The sequence below is a fragment of the Streptomyces sp. NPDC037301 genome, from assembly GCF_055602785.1.
This window is the reverse complement of record NZ_JBVJWD010000013.1, coordinates 18,510-39,780: the sequence shown is the minus strand read 5'-3', so window position 1 is coordinate 39,780 and position 21,271 is coordinate 18,510. Positions and strand designations below refer to the sequence as shown.

Here is a 21,271-nt window from a genome sequence, read left to right as displayed (position 1 = left end):
GGCCGAACTCCGAAGACGCGGCACCACACCATGGCGATTGAGGTTTCCGAGGGATGGGCGACCCTCCTCAAGACTCTGACCGGCATGCCCTTCCCGCAGGCGAACGAGGACACCCTGCGGCTGGTCAGTGACGAATATCGCCAGATGGCCGAGAAGTTCCGTGAGGTGGAGGAGCTTCTGCGGCAGGTCGTCGGCCGCGTCGACGAGGACTTCGAGGGCGAGACCGCGACGCGGTTCGTGACGTACGCCCGGCAGTTCGTCGAGAGGACGAACGGCAATGAGAGCATCCTCGAGCGGGCCTACGAGGACGCCATCAAACTGTCGAAGAACGCCCACACGACCGCCGCCGACATCGAGTACACCAAGTGGATGATCTTCGGCCAACTGGCCCTGCTCGTCGTACAGATAGCCCTGGCCCAGGCCCTGATGCCGGTGACGGCCGGGCTGTCCGAGATCTGGGCGGCCGCCGCGATCGCCGCGTTCCGTTCCATGGCGGTGCTGATCCTCAAGTTCCTGCTGGCCCAGATCATCATGCAGACCATCACCGGCCTCGTCGGCGGCCTGCTGCTCGACTCGATTCTCCAGCTCACCCAGATGGGCCGCGGCGACCGTACGGAGTGGAACAAGAACTTCACCGCGGACGCCGCGAAGTTCGCCGCCATCGGCGGTGCGCTCGGCGGGCCGTTCGCACTGCTGGGCGGCGGACTCGGCAAGCTGCTCGGCAATATGACCGGCAAGGGACTGGGCAAGATCCTCGGCAATGACGCGGGGAACGTGCTGGGCAAGGGGCTGGCCGGGGGCGGCAAGGGAGCGGGCGGTGCCGCAGGCGGTGCGGGCAAGGCCGCGGGCGGGCTCGGTAAGGGTGCGGGTGGCGCGGGTGCGGGCGGTCTCGGCAAGGGCGCGGGCGGCGCGGGTGCGGGCGGTCTCGGCAAGGGCGCCGGTGGTGCGGGAGCCGGTGCCGCGGGCAAGGGTGCGGGGGCCGCGGGTGCGGGTGCCGGAAAGGGTGCGGGCGCCGCGGGAGCGGGTGCGGGCAAGGGTGCGGGTGCCGCGGGAGCGGGTGCGGGCAAGGGTGCTGGTGCCGCAGGTGCGGGCGTGGGCAAGGGCGCGGGTGCCGCGGGTGACGGCGCGGCCGGAGCGAGCGGCAGGGCCGGTGCGGGCGCCGCGGGTCAGACGATCTCGGAGGAGTCCGCCCGCAAGCTCGGCGAGCGCCTGGGCAACATCATGGGCCGGACCAACGAATCCCTGAACCACGTGGGGGCGGACGGTGCGAGGGGAGCGGCCGCCGGAGCGGTCGGCCGGGAGGTCGTCAAGGACTTCGCGAACGCCTTCGAGAAGAACCTCGGGGACTCCCTCGGCAATGAGACCGCCCGGAACCTGGGCCGCGACTACGGCGAGGCGCTGGTCAAGAACTGGGGCGGCAAGGCCGACTGGCAGGGTCTGACCCATTCGCTGGACGACGCGCTCAAGCCGTACGTGAAGGACCTGGGGGAGAACGGAGTGCGTGCGCTCTCGCACGACCTGCCCGGCTCCTTCGTGCAGACCATCAGCAAGAACATCGAAGGGAACATCGGCTTCCGGATCGGTAACTTCGTCGGCGAGATCGCCGGTGAATCGGGCCACGCCGTGGTCACCGAGGGCATGTACAACCTGATCTTCGGGCCCGAGCACAAGTTCACGGTCAGCGGCTGGACCGCGGCCGCGGGCGCGGCCGGCGGCGTCATGGGCCGGGGAGTGGCCCACGGCTTCCAGGCCCTGCACCACGCGGTCTCGGGCCCCCCGGCCGCGCCGCCGCCGCGCCCCCCGGTCTTCTCGTCCGACTCGCCCACGCCGCCGTCCGGCGCGTCGCGGCCGAGCACGGAGTCGAACGCGACGGTGCGCGACGGCTCCGACCCGAGGAACGACGCCGACAATCGCACGCTCACGGATTCGGCCTCGGACTCCGGTTCCGACAACGTCTCGCTGCGGAGCGGCGACGACAACGCCTCGGACGGCGACAGCCTGTACTACCTGGGCGTAGACGACTTCTCGGACAGCCGGACGCTGCACTCGAGCGACGACGACGGGAACGCCGCACCGTACGACGTGTCCCGGGCGTCCGCCCCTTCCTTCGCCACCAGTTCGAACGACACGAACTTCACGAACGACACGAACTTCACGCACGACGGCAACCTCAGGAACGACAGCAACTTCACGAACAACACGAACGAGACCAACAACTCGAACAACAGCGACACGACGAACAACTCCGGCGACTCGACCACCAACTACCTCACACCCGAGCCCCCCGTCCCGCCGGACTCGGTGTCGGAGCTGGACCTCCTGCTGAACAGCCTCCCTGACGCACCCGAGACACTGCCCTCCCCGGACCAGGTACACGAGAACGTGACGCAGGAGCTCACGGACGTGAACACGCTTCTGGACGGCCTCCCGGACGTACCCGATACCCCGCTGGGCACGGTGCTGTCGCCGGAGGCGGAGCGGCTCCTGGCGGACCTGCCCGACGTACCGCGGAACGACCTTCCGCAGACGTCCGACGACGGCGCGGGCGTGGGGTCGTCCAGTCGGTCCGACGACTCCGGGCCGGTAAACCGGACCGCGAACGACCTCGATCGTTTCCAGGAGCGCCTGGACCGGCTGAAGGACCGGCAGAATTCCGACGAATCGGACTCCGGTGCCGACCTGGCGGCACGGATGGCAAAGCTGCGGGAGGGTGACCCCGACGGCCTCGGCCGCCCCGCACGGGTCGACGAGCTCCGTGAGCAGTACCGCGCGGCCCTGGAGGAGGAGGGCGCCGACGGGCTGGAGCCCGACGGCACAACGACGGGTATCGAAGGCGACGGAGTCCTCCCGTACAACGGCGCGGGCGGCATCGCACCGCCGCCGCGCCCCGTACCGACCGTGTCCACGGGCCAGGGTGCCGGCACCGCCCCCGGCGGGATACGGCAGCAGACACCCACAGGGCCGTCCCCGGACGGGCTCGATGTGCTGTTCCCCGATGTCCCGCAGAACGAGCCCGGTGCCCAGCCCTTCACGGGGGACGAGCCGGACCTCGTGTTCCCGGACGTTCCCAAGGCCCCGCCCGGCACCGAGCCCCCGGCCGGGAACCGGCCGGACACGGAGCGGACCGAGAGCGACAGGAAGGGACCGGCCACCGAGGACCCGCCGAATCCCCTCCGTACGGAGTCGCAGGACGAACTGCCCTTCCGCGACGGCTTCGACGGGCACAACGACGGCGATGTCGATTCGCTGATCGCGCGCCTCGACGAGCTGGGCAGCCTCACCGACGACCCGGTGAGCCGGCTGGATCAGCTGCCCGACGTGCCCGAGGGCCTGACCCCCACGGAGCAGCGCAGGCTGACCAAGGAAGTGGAGCGGGAGACGGACGCCCTGCTGGCGGATGCCCGGCGGGTGGGCGTCGACAGGGAGACACGGCAGCAGCTGAGCGAGCGCATCCGCGACGACGCCCGGTCGGGCAGGCACGCCGACGCCGCCGACGGCCTGCGGGAACTCGGCGACCTCGTCGCCGTGCACGGCCTCGGTGAACGCCTCCAGCAGTTCCGCAGTCATATGGACGGCGGATACGAGGCGCGGGCCGCGCAGCTGGGAATGCGCCGCACGGAGTGGCTGCGCCATGCCCTCGACATCGAGCAGTCGGCTCTCGCCAACGATCCCCGTCGGACGACCCAGTTGCTGGACGACTTCGAGAACCGTCTCGGCACCCTCGGGTCCGAGCTGAGCGCCCGCGCCGACAGCAGCCCCGAGGCGCTCCGGAAGCAGTTGGCCGACAACCGGCGGGCCGATGCGGAAGAAGCGGGCATGGACCGCGAGCGGTTCCGCGAATGGGAGGACCGCCGGGAGCAGGCGGCGACCCCCGAGGATCTCCGCAGAGTGCAGGCTGACTACGACGCCGAGCTGGAGACGTCGCGACGGCTCGCGACCTTGCGGGATCTCGGTGCATCCGAGACGGAGCTGGCCACCTGGAAGAACCGGTTCGCAGGACCGGGGCGGGGAAGCGACCTCGACGCGCAGTACGAACGTCGTACGGTCACCCTCGGCAGGGAGGCCGAACTGGCGTCCTTCCGGGCGAGGCTGGACGCCATGCGCGAGGGCGGCCACCAGCAGGAGTCCTCGGAGCCGCTGCCCCCGCCGCAGGACGGTGACGGCGGTCCCGGCGGTGACGGCACCCCCGGCCGGGACCGGACCGAGGACTCCCGGGCGGAGAATGACCGGATCCTGGAGGAGCGGCTCGACCGGCTGCGCGAGGGTACGGACGACACTGGGATGTCGCGCGAGGAGCGGCAGCAGTGGGAAGACCGGCGCGCGAACGCCGAGGACGACACGGCGAGGCAGGCCATCGAGCGGGAACAGCTCGACCGGATGGCACAGCTGGAGCGCGACCGGCGGCTGAAGGCCATCTCGGACGGCGACCCCGAGGGGGCGGAGCGCGGCACCGAACGCCGCGCCGCATGGCAGAACAGGCTGGACGAGGCGGCGGGCGACCCTCAGGCCATCGACCGGGTCCTCGACAGCTACGACGCCGAGACGGCGGAGCTGAGGCGTGAGGGGCAGGAGCGCCTGGAACAGGAACTGCGTGCTCCGGACCGCTTGCGGGACCTCGACCGCCGTATCGACCGCTCGCTCGACAAGCTGCCCGAGGAGGTACGCGAACAGGCTGCCCACGACGCCCGCACGCTGGTGGAACGCCTGCGGAACCTGGTCACGACCGGCAATGAGCCCGGTACCCCCAAGGTGGACGACGCCGTGTCGCAGAAGCGCACGGACGTCCCAGACACGGATCTGACGGACACGTCCGGCCCGTCGAATGCCGGACCGTCGGCAACCGTGCGCAATCCGGTCTCCCGGACGAACGTCGACGAGGGTGCCGGCAACTCGGCGAAGACCCCGCGGCCGGCCGACTCCGAACGGGACAGGCGTGCTCCGGTGCAGCTGGGCGAGCAGCTGATGGAGGCTCCGCGGCATCTGGACGATGCGCCGGAGTCCGGGGGGAAGGACGGGGACAGCCTTCACTCGCGGGAGCGGGACGACCTGCCGTCGCCGAACGCCCGTCGTGTACGTACACAGACCGAGGACGACACGCAGTCCCTCACCGACACGCGGACCATGTCGGAATCCGAACCGAACAACGACGTCGATCTCAAGTCCGACGACGCGTCCGAGTTCAAGTCCGATGACGCGTCCGAGTTCAAGTCCGACGACGACGCCGACTCCGTGGCTTCCGCGCCCAAGGACTCCGACATCCCCGTGAAGGAGAACGAGGAGCCGCCGGGAGGCCCTGGCGGTGACGGCTCCTCACCGGCAGGCTCGTCGGGCGCGCAGCAGCCCACGGCCCGCGACCAGGCCCTGAACGCGCTCTCGGCGGACGAGTACGAGCAGCGGATGTACCGGGTACGCCGCGACCGTCCGGACCTGACGACAGAGGAGGCACGCCGCGACGAGGTGTTCCGCCGGATCGAGAACCCGGGCGTGAAGGTGGAGAAGGCGGCCTTCGCCCCTCCGCTGCTGAGCGACAACGTGGATCCGCTCCCGCAGGAGCGGTCCAGTGAATTCGTCACGTTCGACGACAACGCGATGCTGCCGAAGTCGATGAAGGGCCACGGGCACGGACGGATCACCATCAGAGGTGCCGACGTGCTGGCCGAATCCGTCGCGAGTCGATGGAGTCTGCGCCCGGGCGGGCTCGACGAGTTGAAGCGCGTGCTCGTCCAGAGTCCGCATACGCTGCTCAGCCCCCGGACCTTCATCCTGCCGACCATGGACGGCGGCCACCGGGAGATCTCCCTCTCGATGGAGAGCTACGGAAACTGGCGCCGCCACGCCGAGCCGTCGGCGTTGGCCGCCGTGGACGACGTGGCCGAGTCCGTACTGCACAAGGACGGAAACGGGAACGAGGGCAGTTCGACCACCTCGAAGACGGAGGGGCCGAAGGCTGAAGGGTCCAAGACCGGCGAGTCGAAGACGGAGGAGCCGAAGGCGGAGGGGTCCGAGTCCGCCGCGTCCACGACCGACGAGTCGAAGACGGACGCCTCCAAGATGGACGCCTCCAAGACGGACGCCTCCAAGACGGACGCCTCCAAGACGGACGCTTCCAAGACGGACAAGTCCGAGACCGACGAGTCGAAGAAGGACGCGTCGAAGACCGCCGGGGCCAAGGCCACCGACGCCCCCGTCAAGATCGAGACCGAACTCCGCACCCGCCCCGGTGCGACGGAGACCAAGACCCTCGGCACCTCCCGCGCCTTCGGAGTGGCGGTCCCGCTCGGGCCCTCCGCGGGGACCGTCGGTGCGTTCGGGTCGGTGTCCCTCAGCGCACGGCGTATGGAGGCCTCCTACACGTACACCCAGGAGAGCCGCGCACAGAGCAGTGTGACCGCGGTCGGCAAGGACGGCAGTCATCTGCATGTGAGCGACCTGCACATCGTCGTCGAGTCCTCGCGCGTCTGGGACAAGAAGGGTCGTGAGCTGTCCCCGGACCAGCAGCAGCCCGGCACCGCCGCGCAGCGGCGCTACCGCATCCAGGACGGGGTCACCTGGCGGGTCCCGGACAGCGTCACCGACCCGGCGATCCCGGACCGGCTGCCCATCGCCTTCGCGTTCGCGCCGGGCGCCCGGCCGCACCTGCTCGCACCGCTGAGCGTCACCACGGAGACCCGGCTGCTGGACTGGGCGCTCGCGAACTTTCCCGAGGCGACCCCCGGCAGCTTCCTCCGCCACCAACTGGCCGATCTGTTCGGCGAGGAGAGCCTGCGCACGATGATCGCGCAGAGCTCCGGCGAGACGGTGGTCAGCGCCCCGCTCTTCGCCGGTCTCGGCAACCGGTCACTGGGCTCCGTCGAGCTCCGGCTGGTCCCGGTCGACGCCACACTGCTCCAGGCGTCCGACAAGACCGAGGTCAAGAAGGCCGACGCACAGCGCTCCACCGCCACCACGGAGAAGAAGAACACCCAGGGCGCCGGGGTCGGGATCTCCGCCGGTCCTCAGTTCGCGCTGCTCCAGCCGGCGGGCACCCTGAGCCTCCAGATCGGGGGATCGGCAGCCCTGACGACCCAGCGTGCGGAGAGCAGCTACAGCGGCAACACGGCGGAGTCCGTGCGGACGCTCAACAGCCGCGGCCACTCGGGGCTCTACGACGTCCGCTTCCGGATCGAGGTGCGCAGGCAGGGCGGCGCATGGGAGTCGCCCGAGCCCACCGGGGCGACCGCCCAGGCCAACCCGAACGGCCCGAACGAGGAAGGCGCCTTCCTCACCGCCACCGTGCAGTTGCCACGGGCTGACGCACGCAGACTGGCCGGCTGGGACGACGGCACCGCACCCCTCCTGGATGCCGAGGCGCCCCCCGCCCCCGCGTATCTGTCGCCGTCGAATCCGGCGACGTTCGGCCTGCACGCGGTCCTGGACCTCGCCGCGACCCGTGACTCGGAAACGGTTCCGCCCCAGGTCTCCCTGACGGACGAACTGGTCGACCGCATCCAGGCCGGGCTGCACCGCGCCTACCCCGACCTGGTGCTTCCGCCCCGGCCGGACACCGCGGTCGACGGCGACCGGAAGTACAACACCGCGGTGCGCAACACCCATCTGCTGCGCCAGGCACTCTCCCGTACGGTGCTCGAAGGCTCCCTCGACCGCCTGACGAGCACCGGACTGCGGATCCAGCTGGAGCAGCTCGACTCCGTCAGCAAGCGGTACGTCGTTCTCACCGTGCGCGCGGAGGCGACGAACCGTCAGTTCGTGGGTGCCCACCACGATCTGGGTCTGGCGAACAACGTCCTGTCGACCCGCCGCGCGGACAGCGCGACCACCCGTACCCACGGCTGGTCGGTCGGCGTCGACGTGGGACTGACCGGGATCGAGCGCTTCGGCGGCACCGGGAGCATCGGCTACCGGTACGGCAGGCAGACCGCCTACGGCATGACGTACGGCCCGACGCTGACCCCGGACGGCGGCATCACCAGCTCCGGGTCGCAGCACCTGTGGTCGTACGACCTGGCCTTCACCGCCGAAGCCACCAGTTTCACCAGGCCGCGCCAGATCGCGCGGACCATGACCGGCGAGCTGCTCAGCACCCGGTGGTTCGTGAAGCAGGCCGCCGGGAGCGTCGACGTCCTGGCCACCGGGCAGGGCGACGGACAGACCGCCCCGGCCCCCGTCACCGGCCGCGTCACCCTTGCCGTACCCGCGTCGCTGTCCGTCCCCTCCACCCTGCCCCTCAACCGGCCGGAGACGGTTACGGCCCCCGTGTCCGTGCCGATGGACCCGGCTCTGGCCGAACTGCTCTCCTCCGGGAAACCCGTCTCCACGGATGACTGGACGCCCCACGCCCTTTTCGGCGGCCTGCACTCCGTGCAGAGCGTCACCTCGCCCGAGGTCGTGGTGCACCACCTCAAGGAACTGCTCGGCTCCGTCTCCGGCAACTCCTGGATCTACGGGACCGACGGGACCCCCGCCTCCGGCGCGCTGGCCGAGGCGTTCACCACCGGTCGCAACGAGGCGGACTTCAGCGACGCGGCGCAGACGGGCAAGCATGTCAGCGACCTGTTCGGGAGGACGGCCGTCACCGACATCACCGCGTCGGTCAGCGCCTGGCCCCAGGTGCGCGGGACGCGCGTGCTCGCCGTCGTCGACTCCAGCGACCTCGCCCTCTCCAACATCGGCTCGGGCACCAGCGGGGCGGGACACTCGGTCGCCCATGTCCGCAGTCACGCCATCTCGTCCCTGCTGGCCTTCCGGGCCAAGCACACCGACGCGTTCCAGACCTCCGGCACCTACGGTTTCACCGCGTCGCCGTACCAGCGCACCAGCACCGCGACCTCGGCCGAGACCTTCTCGGCGAACCCGGCCCACACGGTCCAGTACACCGGACCGATGGTCCTGGTCGGCGCCGATGTGGCCTGGCACCTCGCGGCCCGCTCCCAGCCGTCCGGTCTGCTCCAGGCGCCCATGGAACTGATGCGCGGACGGCCGCCCCAGGGCCGGGTCGTGGAGATCCCCGACGGCCTGCTCGTGTGGATGCCGCTCGCCGAGGCGAGGAAGGCCGGTCTCTTCGACGACGGTCTCACCGCTCCGCCGCCCCAGCAGCTCTACACTGCCGTCGATGCGGCTGCTCATGCCACGCTCACGGTCGGCCGCATCGACATGTCCGAGGCGGTCAGCCGGTTCATGGGCACCCTGATGGAAGACCTGCCGCAGCACAAGAGCTGGCTCGGGCCCAAGAGCCTGCTGGCCGATCAGCTCGGCGGCCTGGCGCGGCAGATGACCACCCTGTCGCCGTCCGGTATGCGCGCTCTCCAGACGGGCATGGAGAACGGCGGCACCTCCCTGCGTCTGGCCCGGAACAAGATCGGGCCGGCCAGGGACGCCAGTCTCACGGTGACCCTGGAACGGTCCGGATTCACCCCCGGTGCGCTGCGCCACGACGTGAAGCCCACGATCACCCGGCCCACGTCCACGGCGGAGACTGTCACGGAGAAGCTGGCGCGCGGGTACGAGGCCGGCTACCGGCTCGGCGAGGTGCCCACCATCTGGGACCGTCCGGGTCTCCGGAGCGGCGGCTTCACCCTCGACGACCGGGTCGGGTCCACCCGCTCGTCGTCCCTGGCACACGCGGTCACCGACGCCGTCAGCGCCCAAGTGGCCTTCGAGGGACCGGTGGTGACCGGTCGGACGACGTTCAGCGTCACCTTCGCCCTGGAGCTGCCCGACGGGACAGTGGTCCCTCGCACGTATCGCGTCGGCGAAACCGAGGTGGTGCTGCCGCTGAGCCTCGCCCGGCCGCAGAAGACCGAACAGCAGACAACCGAAGCCCGGACGACCGAACCGCAGAAGACGGAAACGCAGAAGACCGAACCGAAGAAGACCGAACCGCTGGCGGCCCGCACACCCCGGGATGCCGCACGCCCGATGCTGCTTCCCCCTGATCAGCAGCAGGCCGTTGCGCTCCGGGAGCGCAGCACGGCGGGCAGGAAGCTGTTCGCCACCGGCCCGGAGAGTGTCGTCGTCACCACCGTCGGCGGCATCACTGCGCTCCGGGACGCCGCGGCGTACGCCGTCGACCTCGCTGTCAAGGGACGCGGCGCCACGACCGACGCCGCGACGGAGATGCCCACGAACAGCAATGGCCGTTATGTGCGGAAGACGGTACTGACGCGGCCCGGCACCGCCGCCGGTGAAGTCCTCAAGGGGGGCATCAGCACCGACGTGCTGAGCGCCTACCTTCCGCAGATGATCCGCGACAGCCTGACCGTGACGCTGCACGACACCACGTCGACGATCGGCGGGACGGACGCGACCCTGAAGATCTCCGCCGACGTCGATCTGTCGCGGGCCCGGCTGCTGGCCGTGGACCCGGGCGCGGGACTCGGCGGCAGCCGGCGGACCATGGACAACGACACCTACACGGGTGACACCACCGAATCGCACATGCCGTCGATGACCGCGGGACCGGCCTTCCAGACGCAGCCCCTGGTGCAGGCCACGGCCACCGCGCCGGGCTGGACGGACTCCGACGTGGCGGGCGGTGCCGCCGACCGCCGTACCTCCGCGCTGACCACGCTCAAGCCCTTCGCCGGCGGCGCCGTGCTCATCCAGGCACCCCTGCACGTACTCCAGACGGCGAAGGCATCGCACCGCATCGCGGACCTGCCGGTCGTCCCGTCGATGCTCAGGCCCGGGACCCGGCCGCCGGTCACCGTCGAGCACACGGTGCAGGACGGGGTGACGATGTGGGTGTCGTTCGACGTCGCCCGGGAGCACGGACTGCTGCCACCCGAGGTCGAGGCCGCTGCGGACACCGTCAAGGAGCAGACCAAGAAGTACACCAAGGCCGCCACGAAGGCGGAGACGGCCGAGCGGCGCCTGCGCGCACTCGACAGCGAGGTCACCTCCCTCCACACGGAGCTCCGGCGCCTCCTGGAGACGCCGGCTCCCACCGGCACGGACGTGGCCGCGGCGCGGGAGAGGCTCGCCACGGCCCACTCCCGGTACGCCGAAGCCCAGCAGGACCTGGCCAACCATCGCCGCGGCCTCGCGACCGCCGAGCAGCACCTCGCCGCTGCATCCGAGGCCGCCTGGAACGCGGTCGACCACTACACGATCACCGGTCCCCGCCCCTCCGATACGCCGCCGGTCACCTGGAGCGAGCCGGCCAAGGCCGCAGCCGACGAACAGGCTCCCGTCACGGTCGCCGGCTACCCCCCGCTCGCCGAAGCCGTCGAAGGGCCGGTGTCCCTGGAAAGCACGGTGTCCCACGAGGGCCCGGCCGCCGACCTCACCGGACCGCCGCACCTCGTCACACGGGAGGACGTCCTCGCCCGTACGGAGGTGTGGCTCGACAACGCGGGGCCGCTGTCGGACACGGACGCCGTACGCCGGGAACAGATCAAGGCGGCGGGCTGGGCGCAGCGCCTGCGGACGGCGGACGCCGCCTACCGGTCGTCGCTGGAGGCCGTACTGGCCGCGCGGTCACCCCTGAGGGCTGCCGAGCTCCAGGAGGCCCGAGCCCGAAAGGCAACGGAGCGGGCGGAGACCGAGGGAGGGCTCGACGCGGTCGATGCCGAGCTGAAGAACGCACGGTCGGTGTATGACCGGGCAGTCGCACAGCTGACGGCCGACTACCGCGAACTCGCCCTGGTGCAGACGCACTTCGAAGCAGTGGACGTATCCACCCGAGGAGTCCTGGAGCCGCAGGCCGAAGGCAGCGCCCCCCGCGTCGTCACCCCCTGGCACCCCGCGCCCGAACCCGAGGGCTACGTCCGCCCGGCCGACGCGAAGTCCGCCCCCGAGCCCTACACCGCCGAGGGCGAGGACTCACAAGGGCGCCCGGTCAGTCTGAAGTCGCCGGACGGCCGCGTCCTCCACCTCGTGGAGCCGCCCTCCACCGGACCCGCGCACCTCGACATCGGTACGAGCTTCCACCGGTCCCTCCTCGACGCGGTCGAGCGCGCCCATCCGGGGCTCCTCGCCAAACTGGGGCTCCACGCGTCCGGCAGAAGTCTTTCCGCCGCCGATGTCGAGCACTTGAGGCAACGCCTCGCCGACCGGCTGTTGGCGGACCGCGACGAACTCGGGGAGTTCCTCGCGATCGACCCCCAGGAGCGGTTCACCGCACAGGAACTGGCCGACGCGGGAATCGTGCTCAGCGAGGCACAAGCCGCCGAACACGCCGCCTCGCGCAGCCGCCTCCCGGATACCGTGGCCGCCCGGCTGACCCCCGACCAGCGCCTGGACCTGGCCCGTACGACACTGCTGCGGTCCGGCGACGGGCAGATCGGCGACCGCAAGGACGCGGGCTGGAACCACTCCGCGGGAGACCTGGCGGCACTGCTCGCGGCCCGTGTGCTCGGGGTTCCGGTCACTGTGGTCCAGTCGGACCTGAACCATCTGACGTTCGCCGCTCCTGGAACGGACACGGCAGGGAACACGCGGTCGGGCGTGGTGCTGCACCTCGCGGACGAGCGGTACCGGCCCGCGGTGCCGGTCGCGACGGACGACCTGCTGCTCAACGCCGACTCGGAGATCACGCAGCAGCCGGCCGACACGGTTGTGTCCCGGAGCACCGCGACCGCGTCGGCCGGCGATGCGTCTCCTGCCGGTCCGGTCCACTACGTGGGCGCCGGTCTCGGTCCGTCGGCCCTGGTCCCCAAGGAACTGAATTTCGTCTGGCTGGGTGGCGAACTGACGGACGGTGCCCGCGCCAACCTCCGGACATGGGCGGCCAAGGCAGAAGAAGCACAGTGGAAGCTGACGATCTGGACGGACGAGGGCGGCCAGCGCAACAACAAGGCGTTCCTCAAGCACCTGGTGGATTCCGGCACCGTTCATCAAGGCCGGGTCGAGGACCTGTTCAAAAAGGACAAGACCTCCGGCGGGGAGAAGCTGCCCTCCAAGGTGTCCAAGCTGTATCAGGCCGCGCGTAAGGAGAACAGCTTCGCGATGGCCTCCGACATCGCCAGGTACGCCCTCCTCCACAAGCACGGCGGGGTGTATCTGGATGTGGACCTGGGCCCGGGAGAGGTGGTGCTGCGTCCCGAGGGTGTGACGATGCCCAAGGGCGATGACACCCTGCCGATGTTCGGTCCCATGCTTCGCGACCCCAAGAGCGTACGGAGACTGCTCGGACTCGAAGAGAACGCACTCGTGACCGCGGACCATATCCACCAGGCCGCCGAAGTCGCTTACCGGGAGGGGCGCTTCGGGAACCAGTTCATCGTCACGCATCCCCGAAGCCGCTTCATGAAGCAGGTTCTGGACAATCTGCCGGACATCAACAACAAGGACGCCTATGCCAGGGGTGTCCTTGAGCTGGCCATAAAGTCGAAGAACGTGGGCGCCAGTACCGGTCCGATATTCCTCCTGCGGCAGTTCAACGAGCACATCAAGTCCCTCGACACCACGCAGGGGCCGAACATCCGGTTCGGGCCGCCCGCCGAGTTCCGTGTCCGGGCAGCCGAGTGGGCGGACTGGACGCGTCTGGACTGGCTGACCGACGAGAGCGAGAACCAGGAAGCCCCCCAGAGCACGTCCGCGCCCGCCCGGCGCGAAACGCTGGCCAAGCGCCTCGGCGACACCGTCAGGACAATCAAGGGCTCAATACGGTGGGGCAGCGGCAGGTCCGGTTCGGACACAGCACTGCTACCGAACAACGGGACACTGCTGAGCGGCCTCGACCCCGCACCGCAACGGCTGGAACAAGGCAACGGGACACCGAAGGACGAACTCGTCGGCAACGACGGCCGGAAGATCTCCTTCGAGCAGGCACGCCAGAACCTTCGCACGATCCGGGACGCCACGGGCGAGGTCATCGGATACGCCTCGCACAGCGACCGGGACTGGGCCCCACGCAACGACTTCTACACGAAGTACCGCGCCGACGAGACGTCCTTCAAGGCCTACCGGACGACGGACGACGGCAAGTTCGTCCCCGTGGCCGAGGACGAAGCGTCGCCCCGCACCGTTCCCTGGCACACCGGTACGAACACCCCGGCCGGGCAGCGGACACCCGAACCGGTCTTCTTCGACGCGCACGGCTCCCAGGACGGCGTCAAGCTCCACATCGCCGGCGACCTTCCGCTTGAGGTGGACGGTGCGCAGTTCGCGCGCTTCATGGAGTCCCTGAGGGATCCCGACCAGCCTCCGGCTCCGGTGGTGCTCGTGGCCTGTGACACGGCGAGCGTCCGCTCCACGGATGGTGGAAGCGTCGTGCGGGACGCGGCACGGGCGGTGCCCGGACGCCGTTGGTACGCCCCCGATGTCGCGGTCGGCCACGTGGGACCGTCGGCCGGAGCCGCCGCGGGCGGGGCAACCGGAGTGCTGGCCCTTCTCCAGGACCGGACGACCGGACGCCAGGGCCGGTGGGTGACCGCGAGCGAGCCCACCGAACTCGAAACCCTTCTCACGCGGGAGAAAGGACAGACCCACCAGGACACCGACGGTCCGGACCTGCTGCTCAACGCCGACTCGGAGATCACGCAGCAGCCGGCCGACACGGTTGTGTCCCGGAGCACCGCGACCGCGTCGGCCGGCGATGCGTCTCCTGCCGGTCCGGTCCACTACGTGGGCGCCGGTCTCGGTCCGTCGGCCCTGGTCCCCAAGGAACTGAATTTCGTCTGGCTGGGTGGCGAACTGACGGACGGTGCCCGCGCCAACCTCCGGACATGGGCGGCCAAGGCAGAAGAAGCACAGTGGAAGCTGACGATCTGGACGGACGAGGGCGGCCAGCGCAACAACAAGGCGTTCCTCAAGCACCTGGTGGATTCCGGCACCGTTCATCAAGGCCGGGTCGAGGACCTGTTCAAAAAGGACAAGACCTCCGGCGGGGAGAAGCTGCCCTCCAAGGTGTCCAAGCTGTATCAGGCCGCGCGTAAGGAGAACAGCTTCGCGATGGCCTCCGACATCGCCAGGTACGCCCTCCTCCACAAGCACGGCGGGGTGTATCTGGATGTGGACCTGGGCCCGGGAGAGGTGGTGCTGCGTCCCGAGGGTGTGACGATGCCCAAGGGCGATGACACCCTGCCGATGTTCGGTCCCATGCTTCGCGACCCCAAGAGCGTACGGAGACTGCTCGGACTCGAAGAGAACGCACTCGTGACCGCGGACCATATCCACCAGGCCGCCGAAGTCGCTTACCGGGAGGGGCGCTTCGGGAACCAGTTCATCGTCACGCATCCCCGAAGCCGCTTCATGAAGCAGGTTCTGGACAATCTGCCGGACATCAACAACAAGGACGCCTATGCCAGGGGTGTCCTTGAGCTGGCCATAAAGTCGAAGAACGTGGGCGCCAGTACCGGTCCGATATTCCTCCTGCGGCAGTTCAACGAGCACATCAAGTCCCTCGACACCACGCAGGGGCCGAACATCCGGTTCGGGCCGCCCGCCGAGTTCCGTGTCCGGGCAGCCGAGTGGGCGGACTGGACGCGTCTGGACTGGCTGACCGACGAGAGCGAGAACCAGGAAGCCCCCCAGAGCACGTCCGCGCCCGCCCGGCGCGAAACGCTGGCCAAGCGCCTCGGCGACACCGTCAGGACAATCAAGGGCTCAATACGGTGGGGCAGCGGCAGGTCCGGTTCGGACACAGCACTGCTACCGAACAACGGGACACTGCTGAGCGGCCTCGACCCCGCACCGCAACGGCTGGAACAAGGCAACGGGACACCGAAGGACGAACTCGTCGGCAACGACGGCCGGAAGATCTCCTTCGAGCAGGCACGCCAGAACCTTCGCACGATCCGGGACGCCACGGGCGAGGTCATCGGATACGCCTCGCACAGCGACCGGGACTGGGCCCCACGCAACGACTTCTACACGAAGTACCGCGCCGACGAAGTCCTGTTCGCGCACTACCGGGCCACGGACGAAGGGGGTGCCGTACTCGACACCGACAGCGACACGGACTCCCCGGCCAACGAGGTCCCCTGGCAGGCCGACGCACCGGCACGGGATGCGAAGGAGCCGGTCAGGCCGCTGTTCTTCGACGCGCACGGCACCGAGAACGGCATCGAACTCCATGTGGTGGGCGAAAAGCCCCTGGTCGTCGACGGTGCCCGGTTCGCGCGTTTCATGGAGACGCTCAGGGACCCGGCGCAGCCCCCGGCTCCGGTCGTACTGGTCGCGTGCGAGACGGCGAAGATCCGCAGTGGCGACGGCGGGAGCGTGGCGACGGACGCGGCACGTGCCATACCCGGACGTCTCTGGTACGCGCCCGACACCGAGGTCGGCCACGCCGGACTGTCGAACGGCTCCGACGGCGTCAGGGGTGTGCTGGGTCTGCTCGCGGACCCCGTCGCACAGCGCCGCGGTGCGTGGATCGTGGCGGGAGAGTCACTCGAAACCGGCCCGGCCTTCGTCCCCGGCACGCAGGGGGAACCGGTACCGCCCACCACCACGTTCTCGGACATGATCTTCGAAACCCTCAACTCCGCCCCGCGGCTCGGACCGGTTGTCGAGCAGCCGGCGGCAGGACCTTCGGTCAGCATGGCGCCGCTTCATGTTCCCGATAGCCCGTCAGATGCGCAGGTGCTGAGTCGTCGAGCTCGCCAGGTGCCCTTCCCCGCCGACCCCTCAACCTGGGTGGAGCGTCGGAAGGAGGTGCCGAACGGGCATGTCGGGCGTCTGCATGTCGAAAGGTTCGACCCGGCCATCGACGCCATGAGCCGCCACAGTGTTCCCGGCACGCTGGCCGGCTCGCAGACCCTGATGCGCGCCGAGGTCTCCCGCATCGAGGCCCACAACGGCACATGGGTGCGCGACCATGTCGTGACGCTCCCCGTCCGCCTGGCCGGCAGTGGCTTGTCCGAGCAGGATCTGGCCGGCCTTCGGGCAGGCGTCCAGGGCGCGCTGGACGAGCACTTCAACGCAGTCGGCTACGCGCTTCCGCGCTCCGGTGATCAGTTCAATGTCGAGCTGCGACTGGTCCATGACGACGATCACCCCGAGCATGTGATCGTGAGCCGGTCCGACAACCCTGGCCGCTCCGACCAGCGGCACTGGAACCTCGGGCAGCCCACCGAGGACCACAGGTACCTGCCGGTGGTGATCCACGAGGTCTTGCACTACCTGGGCCTGCCCGACGAGTACCGGGACCGGGACTTTCTCTTCCGCCGGAACGTGGACAGCGTGGCCGTCCACACCGATGGCTTGATGGCCGACACCGCGCGCCTGGCGCCGCTGCCAGAGCGCTATCTGGCAGCCATCGAGGACACCGTCGACCTCAGCACCGTCTTCCACGACCACCCCCTCACCGCCCCAGGCGAGAACCCCGCAGTCCAGCGCGACCACCGCCCCACCACCGACCCGACCCTTGACCGCTGGCCCACGTCACGCTCACCCGGTACCCCCGCTGACGCTCCGACGACGGCAACGCCGGGCGCGCTCCCGACCGATGGCCGCGGGGTCGGGGACAGCGAGATCATCGACAGTTGGCGGGCTCTGTCGACGCTGCCGCGGGCGCGGCGCTCCAACGCTCTGCGGCGCATCGATACGGCTGTCCACGAGTGGGCGAACGGCGGCCGGCAGCTGCCTGGTGCCCATGACACCAACCAGCGTCAGTTGGAGGCCATCCTCGATGCCGTGGAAGCGTGGAAGTCAGGCAAGAACGGCCCCAGCGACCGTACCGGGGCGGTCGACCGCCTCACCGCACACGTCCGGTCCGAGCGGGACGATCTGCACCAGCGCATCGCCGAGCGGGCGCACCAGGCACAACTTCTCGACCGGTACGCCCGTATCCATCCTGATGTGAGCGACTTCGCGGGCCGACGGTTGCCGGATCAGGTCGATCCGGCGAACAACACCACGCACCACATCTTCACTGGCGACCGCACCCACCACGGCGCTTTGTCGGACGGTGCGCTCGATGCTGCCGATGAGCTCTCGCGCCAGCAGTTGGCGGCCAAGCGGGATCAGGCGGCGGCTGGTGGGGTGGCCGTCGACGCGGGTGTGTCCGCCGATCGTGTACGGGAGTTGATGGAAAGCGCCCGCAACGACCTGACCCGCTCCACGCTCTACCCGGAACTCAACTCCTATCTCGACCGGGCCAACCAGGCCGAGGCACTCGACACCGGCTCCCACCTCGGGAACCTGACGCCTGTGGTCGAGGACATCCACGGCACGCAGGTCACCGTCCACGGGGACCCCACGGACAGCCTCCGCGACGCTCGGATCGACAACTTCCGCAAGGCCGTAATCACAGTGCAGGAGGCCGGCTTCCACGTTCCCGATGTCGAACTGCACCTGCCCAAGTACGGCCGGTTCCTGGAAGTCCACAACGACCTTGTCGTCGAGCGGAGCGGGGGCCGGCTACAGCGCGCCGAGTACCTCGCACCCAACGCGGTGATCGCCTCGCCCGATGTCGTCGGCAATCCGTTGACCAACAAGCTCGCCGGCAATCGGTACCGCTACCTCTCGACCGAGCTCGACCCCTCCGGCGTCGGCACGATGGTGCATGAACTGGGCCACTTCCTGCACTACGCCAACGCCCGTGCCCAGTACCACGATCTGGCCTTCACACAGTTCGCCGGCCGCAGCGGGCAGGACGGCGACGCCGTACCCCATCAGGCTCACGCCCTTGGGGTGAGCGCCTACGCCGCCGGCAACCCCCGCGAGTTCGTGGCGGAGGTCTTCACCGGGCTGGTGTACGGGAAGCCGTTCTCGCCCGAGGTCATGCGGATGTACCACGGGCTCGGGGGCCCCGACCCAACTCCACGGACGGACGTCAGGTCTCCTTCGGCCAGGTCTGCGGAGGCCTCCGGGTGATGCGTGACACCGACGGCCGGACGCTGGGCTACGCGTCACACACCCCGCAGCACTGGGCGCCCCGGGATGCCTCGCCCGATGTCGTCGGCTTCGCGCGTTCCATGGAGACGCTCAGGGACCCGGCGCAGCCCCCGGCTCCGGTCGTACTGGTCGCGTGCGAGACGGCGAAGATCCGCAGTGGCGACGGCGGGAGCGTGGTGACGGACGCGGCACGTGCCATACCCGGACGTCTCCGGTACGCGCCCGACACCGAGGTCGGCCACGCCGGACTGTCGAACACCTCCGACGGCGTCAGAGGTGTGCTGGGTCTGCTCGCGGACCCCGTCGCACAGCGCCGCGGTGCGTGGATCGTGGCGGGGGAGCCACTCGAAGGTCACCGACAACATCGAAATGCTCGATACCCTGGAGGCCATGAAGTTGTCGGGCCCGGCGTCCTCGGGGCCGATCCCCCTGCTCCAGGTGCTCAATGTCCACCTGCGTGATGAGTTCGGGGTGATGAACCACATACGCGGCGAGTTCCCGCGGTTCCAGCGCCAGGGAAGGCACTTGCACGACGCCATGGACTGGCTGACGGCCGAAAACGAGAACCAGGGTTACGAGCAGATGTGACATGCCGTCACATCGCCTGGTGCGGGCGGGTATCGAGTGCTCTCATCAGCAAACGAAGAGAATGAAGAGAATCAATGACAGGGAAAGAGGGGCGACCTGTGAAGCGAGAGCGGTCCAGCGAGGAGAGCGAGTCCGGCAACGGCCGGGGCGGGGCCTCGGGCGGAACGGTTCCGGACAGTTCGCAGGGCGCGGTTCCCGGGAGCATAGGCGCCCCGTCCGCGCCCTCGTCCCGCACGGTGACAGAGGGCGGGGGCACTTCGGTCACCGGCGGCAAGGACGGCGGCGCGCGGACACCGACCTCGTCGAAGTCCGGCCCGGAGGAGGCCGAGGAACCCGCGGCCCAGGCCCCGGCGGTGGTGCACGCGGCCGGGGTCTCCATCGGCAGGACCACGTCCGAGCCCGAGGAACAACCGGGCGGTGAGGACTCGGCGGTTGCCCAGGAAGAGGCGGCACCGACGGCCGGAAAGACCGCGGTGGTGGCCACCACCGCCACCACCACTGCTGCGGGCACTGCCTCCGCGGCCTCGTCGGGTGTCGCGGAGAGCACCGCCGGGAAGACGGCCGAGGCGAGCACGTCGTCGTCCGCCACGGCCGCCGCGGAACCGACGCCCGCAGGGGGGCGCTCCGCATCGGAGGAGGCAATTTCCGAGGAGACCGCTTCCGAGAGGACCGCCACGGAGCCGGCTGCCGCTGCCGCGACGGCCGGCTCCACCACGGCGGCCGTCGCGGCCGGTCGGGCCACCACCACGGCCGCCGTCTCCGCCGCGTCTTCGTCCAGCCCTCCCGGCGGTGCCGCGGCAGGGGAGGGCGGCGCCCCGGAGCGCCCCGGCCGGGTGTCGCGCCCGATGGTGGTCGCGGCAGCCTTCGCCGGTGCGCTGCTTCTGGCGACCCCGTTCGTCGTGGCGGGCGCCCAGAAGGACGAGGCCAAGCCCGAGAGCCGCGAAGCGGCGGCGGCATGGAAGGAGGACGGCCGGGCCGGTGGTTACGTACCGGGCACCGACCCCGACAGCCCCGAGGGCAAGCGGGCCGCCGGTGGCGACAAGCAGGGTGTTACCCCGGCCCGGGGTGACAGGGGCCCCGTCGGTGACGTACGCGCGGACACGGGGGACGGGCGGAAGCCCGCGGACGGGTCGGCCGAGGCGGAGACCAAGGGCGCCAAGGGCAGCAAGGGCAGCACCACGGGTGCGGCCGACAAGACGGCGAAGAGCGGTTCCGGCGACAAGGCCCCCGCCGGCACGGGCTCGGACACTCCCACCAAGGCCCCCTCGGCCGGTTCGGCGCCCAAGTCGGCGCCCGCCGTGGTGTACAGCGGCGTGTCCGGACCGGAGTGCCCCACCCAGCGCTTCCAGAAGTCGGGTTACTACAGCGACGGCAAGGAGGGCTGGGCCACCCACAGCGGCGGCTTCGGCGGCTACGGCTGCGCGGGGAAGTACCTTTCCATGCCCATGTCCGGCAGTTCCTCCAAGGACTCGGGCGGATCGGCGACCTGGCTGTTCGACCTGCCCGCCACCGCCAGGAAGTGCAGCATCTCCGTCCACGTGCCCGGGAGTTCCGACATCGTACGGGTCGGTGGCAACCCGAGCTACTACACCGTGTACGACCGGTTCCTGCCCAGGACCAGTAACCTGGTCGGCTCCTACTACGTCCGCCAGAAGGAGCGTCGCGGCACCTGGTACAACGTGCCGGGCACCTTCTCCGTCGACGCCAAGAAGCTCTCCGTGCAACTGCACGACCGGGGCGAGGACAACAACTACGAGCACCACGCGATATCCGCGCTGAAGGTGACCTGCACCGGCTGAGAAACCGGCTCGACACCACTGAGAAACCGGCTGCGTAACCGGCCGGCGGACCGGTCCGCCCGCGCCCCGCGCAACGTACGAACGCGGCAGGCGCCCCGATCCCC

4 protein-coding genes are annotated in these 21,271 nt (G+C 70.0%); 3 read left to right on the top strand and 1 reads right to left on the bottom strand.

What is annotated here, in order from left to right:
- Positions 1-30 precede the first annotated feature (30 nt).
- Positions 31-18,759, top strand: a complete 18,729-nt coding sequence (locus ACZ7IB_RS21400) for a glycosyltransferase (protein ID WP_470914555.1) — start codon at positions 31-33, stop codon at positions 18,757-18,759.
- Between the two features lie 28 nt (positions 18,760-18,787).
- On the opposite strand, the gene ACZ7IB_RS21395 is transcribed toward ACZ7IB_RS21400, so the two are convergent.
- The gene (locus ACZ7IB_RS21395; RefSeq protein ID WP_266364634.1) at positions 18,788-18,979 is read right to left on the bottom strand and encodes a hypothetical protein; all 192 of its coding nucleotides are present in this window, start codon (positions 18,977-18,979) and stop codon (positions 18,788-18,790) included.
- A 170-nt stretch (positions 18,980-19,149) separates the two neighbouring features.
- Between ACZ7IB_RS21395 and ACZ7IB_RS21390 the strand changes: the two genes are divergently transcribed.
- Both ACZ7IB_RS21390 and ACZ7IB_RS21385 read left to right on the top strand, forming a co-directional pair.
- Positions 19,150-19,368, top strand: a complete 219-nt coding sequence (locus ACZ7IB_RS21390) for a hypothetical protein (protein ID WP_470914553.1) — start codon at positions 19,150-19,152, stop codon at positions 19,366-19,368.
- A 98-nt stretch (positions 19,369-19,466) separates the two neighbouring features.
- A complete protein-coding gene (locus tag ACZ7IB_RS21385) occupies positions 19,467-21,167 on the top strand; it encodes a hypothetical protein (RefSeq protein ID WP_470914551.1) in 1,701 nt (566 codons plus the stop codon).
- Positions 21,168-21,271 lie beyond the last annotated feature (104 nt).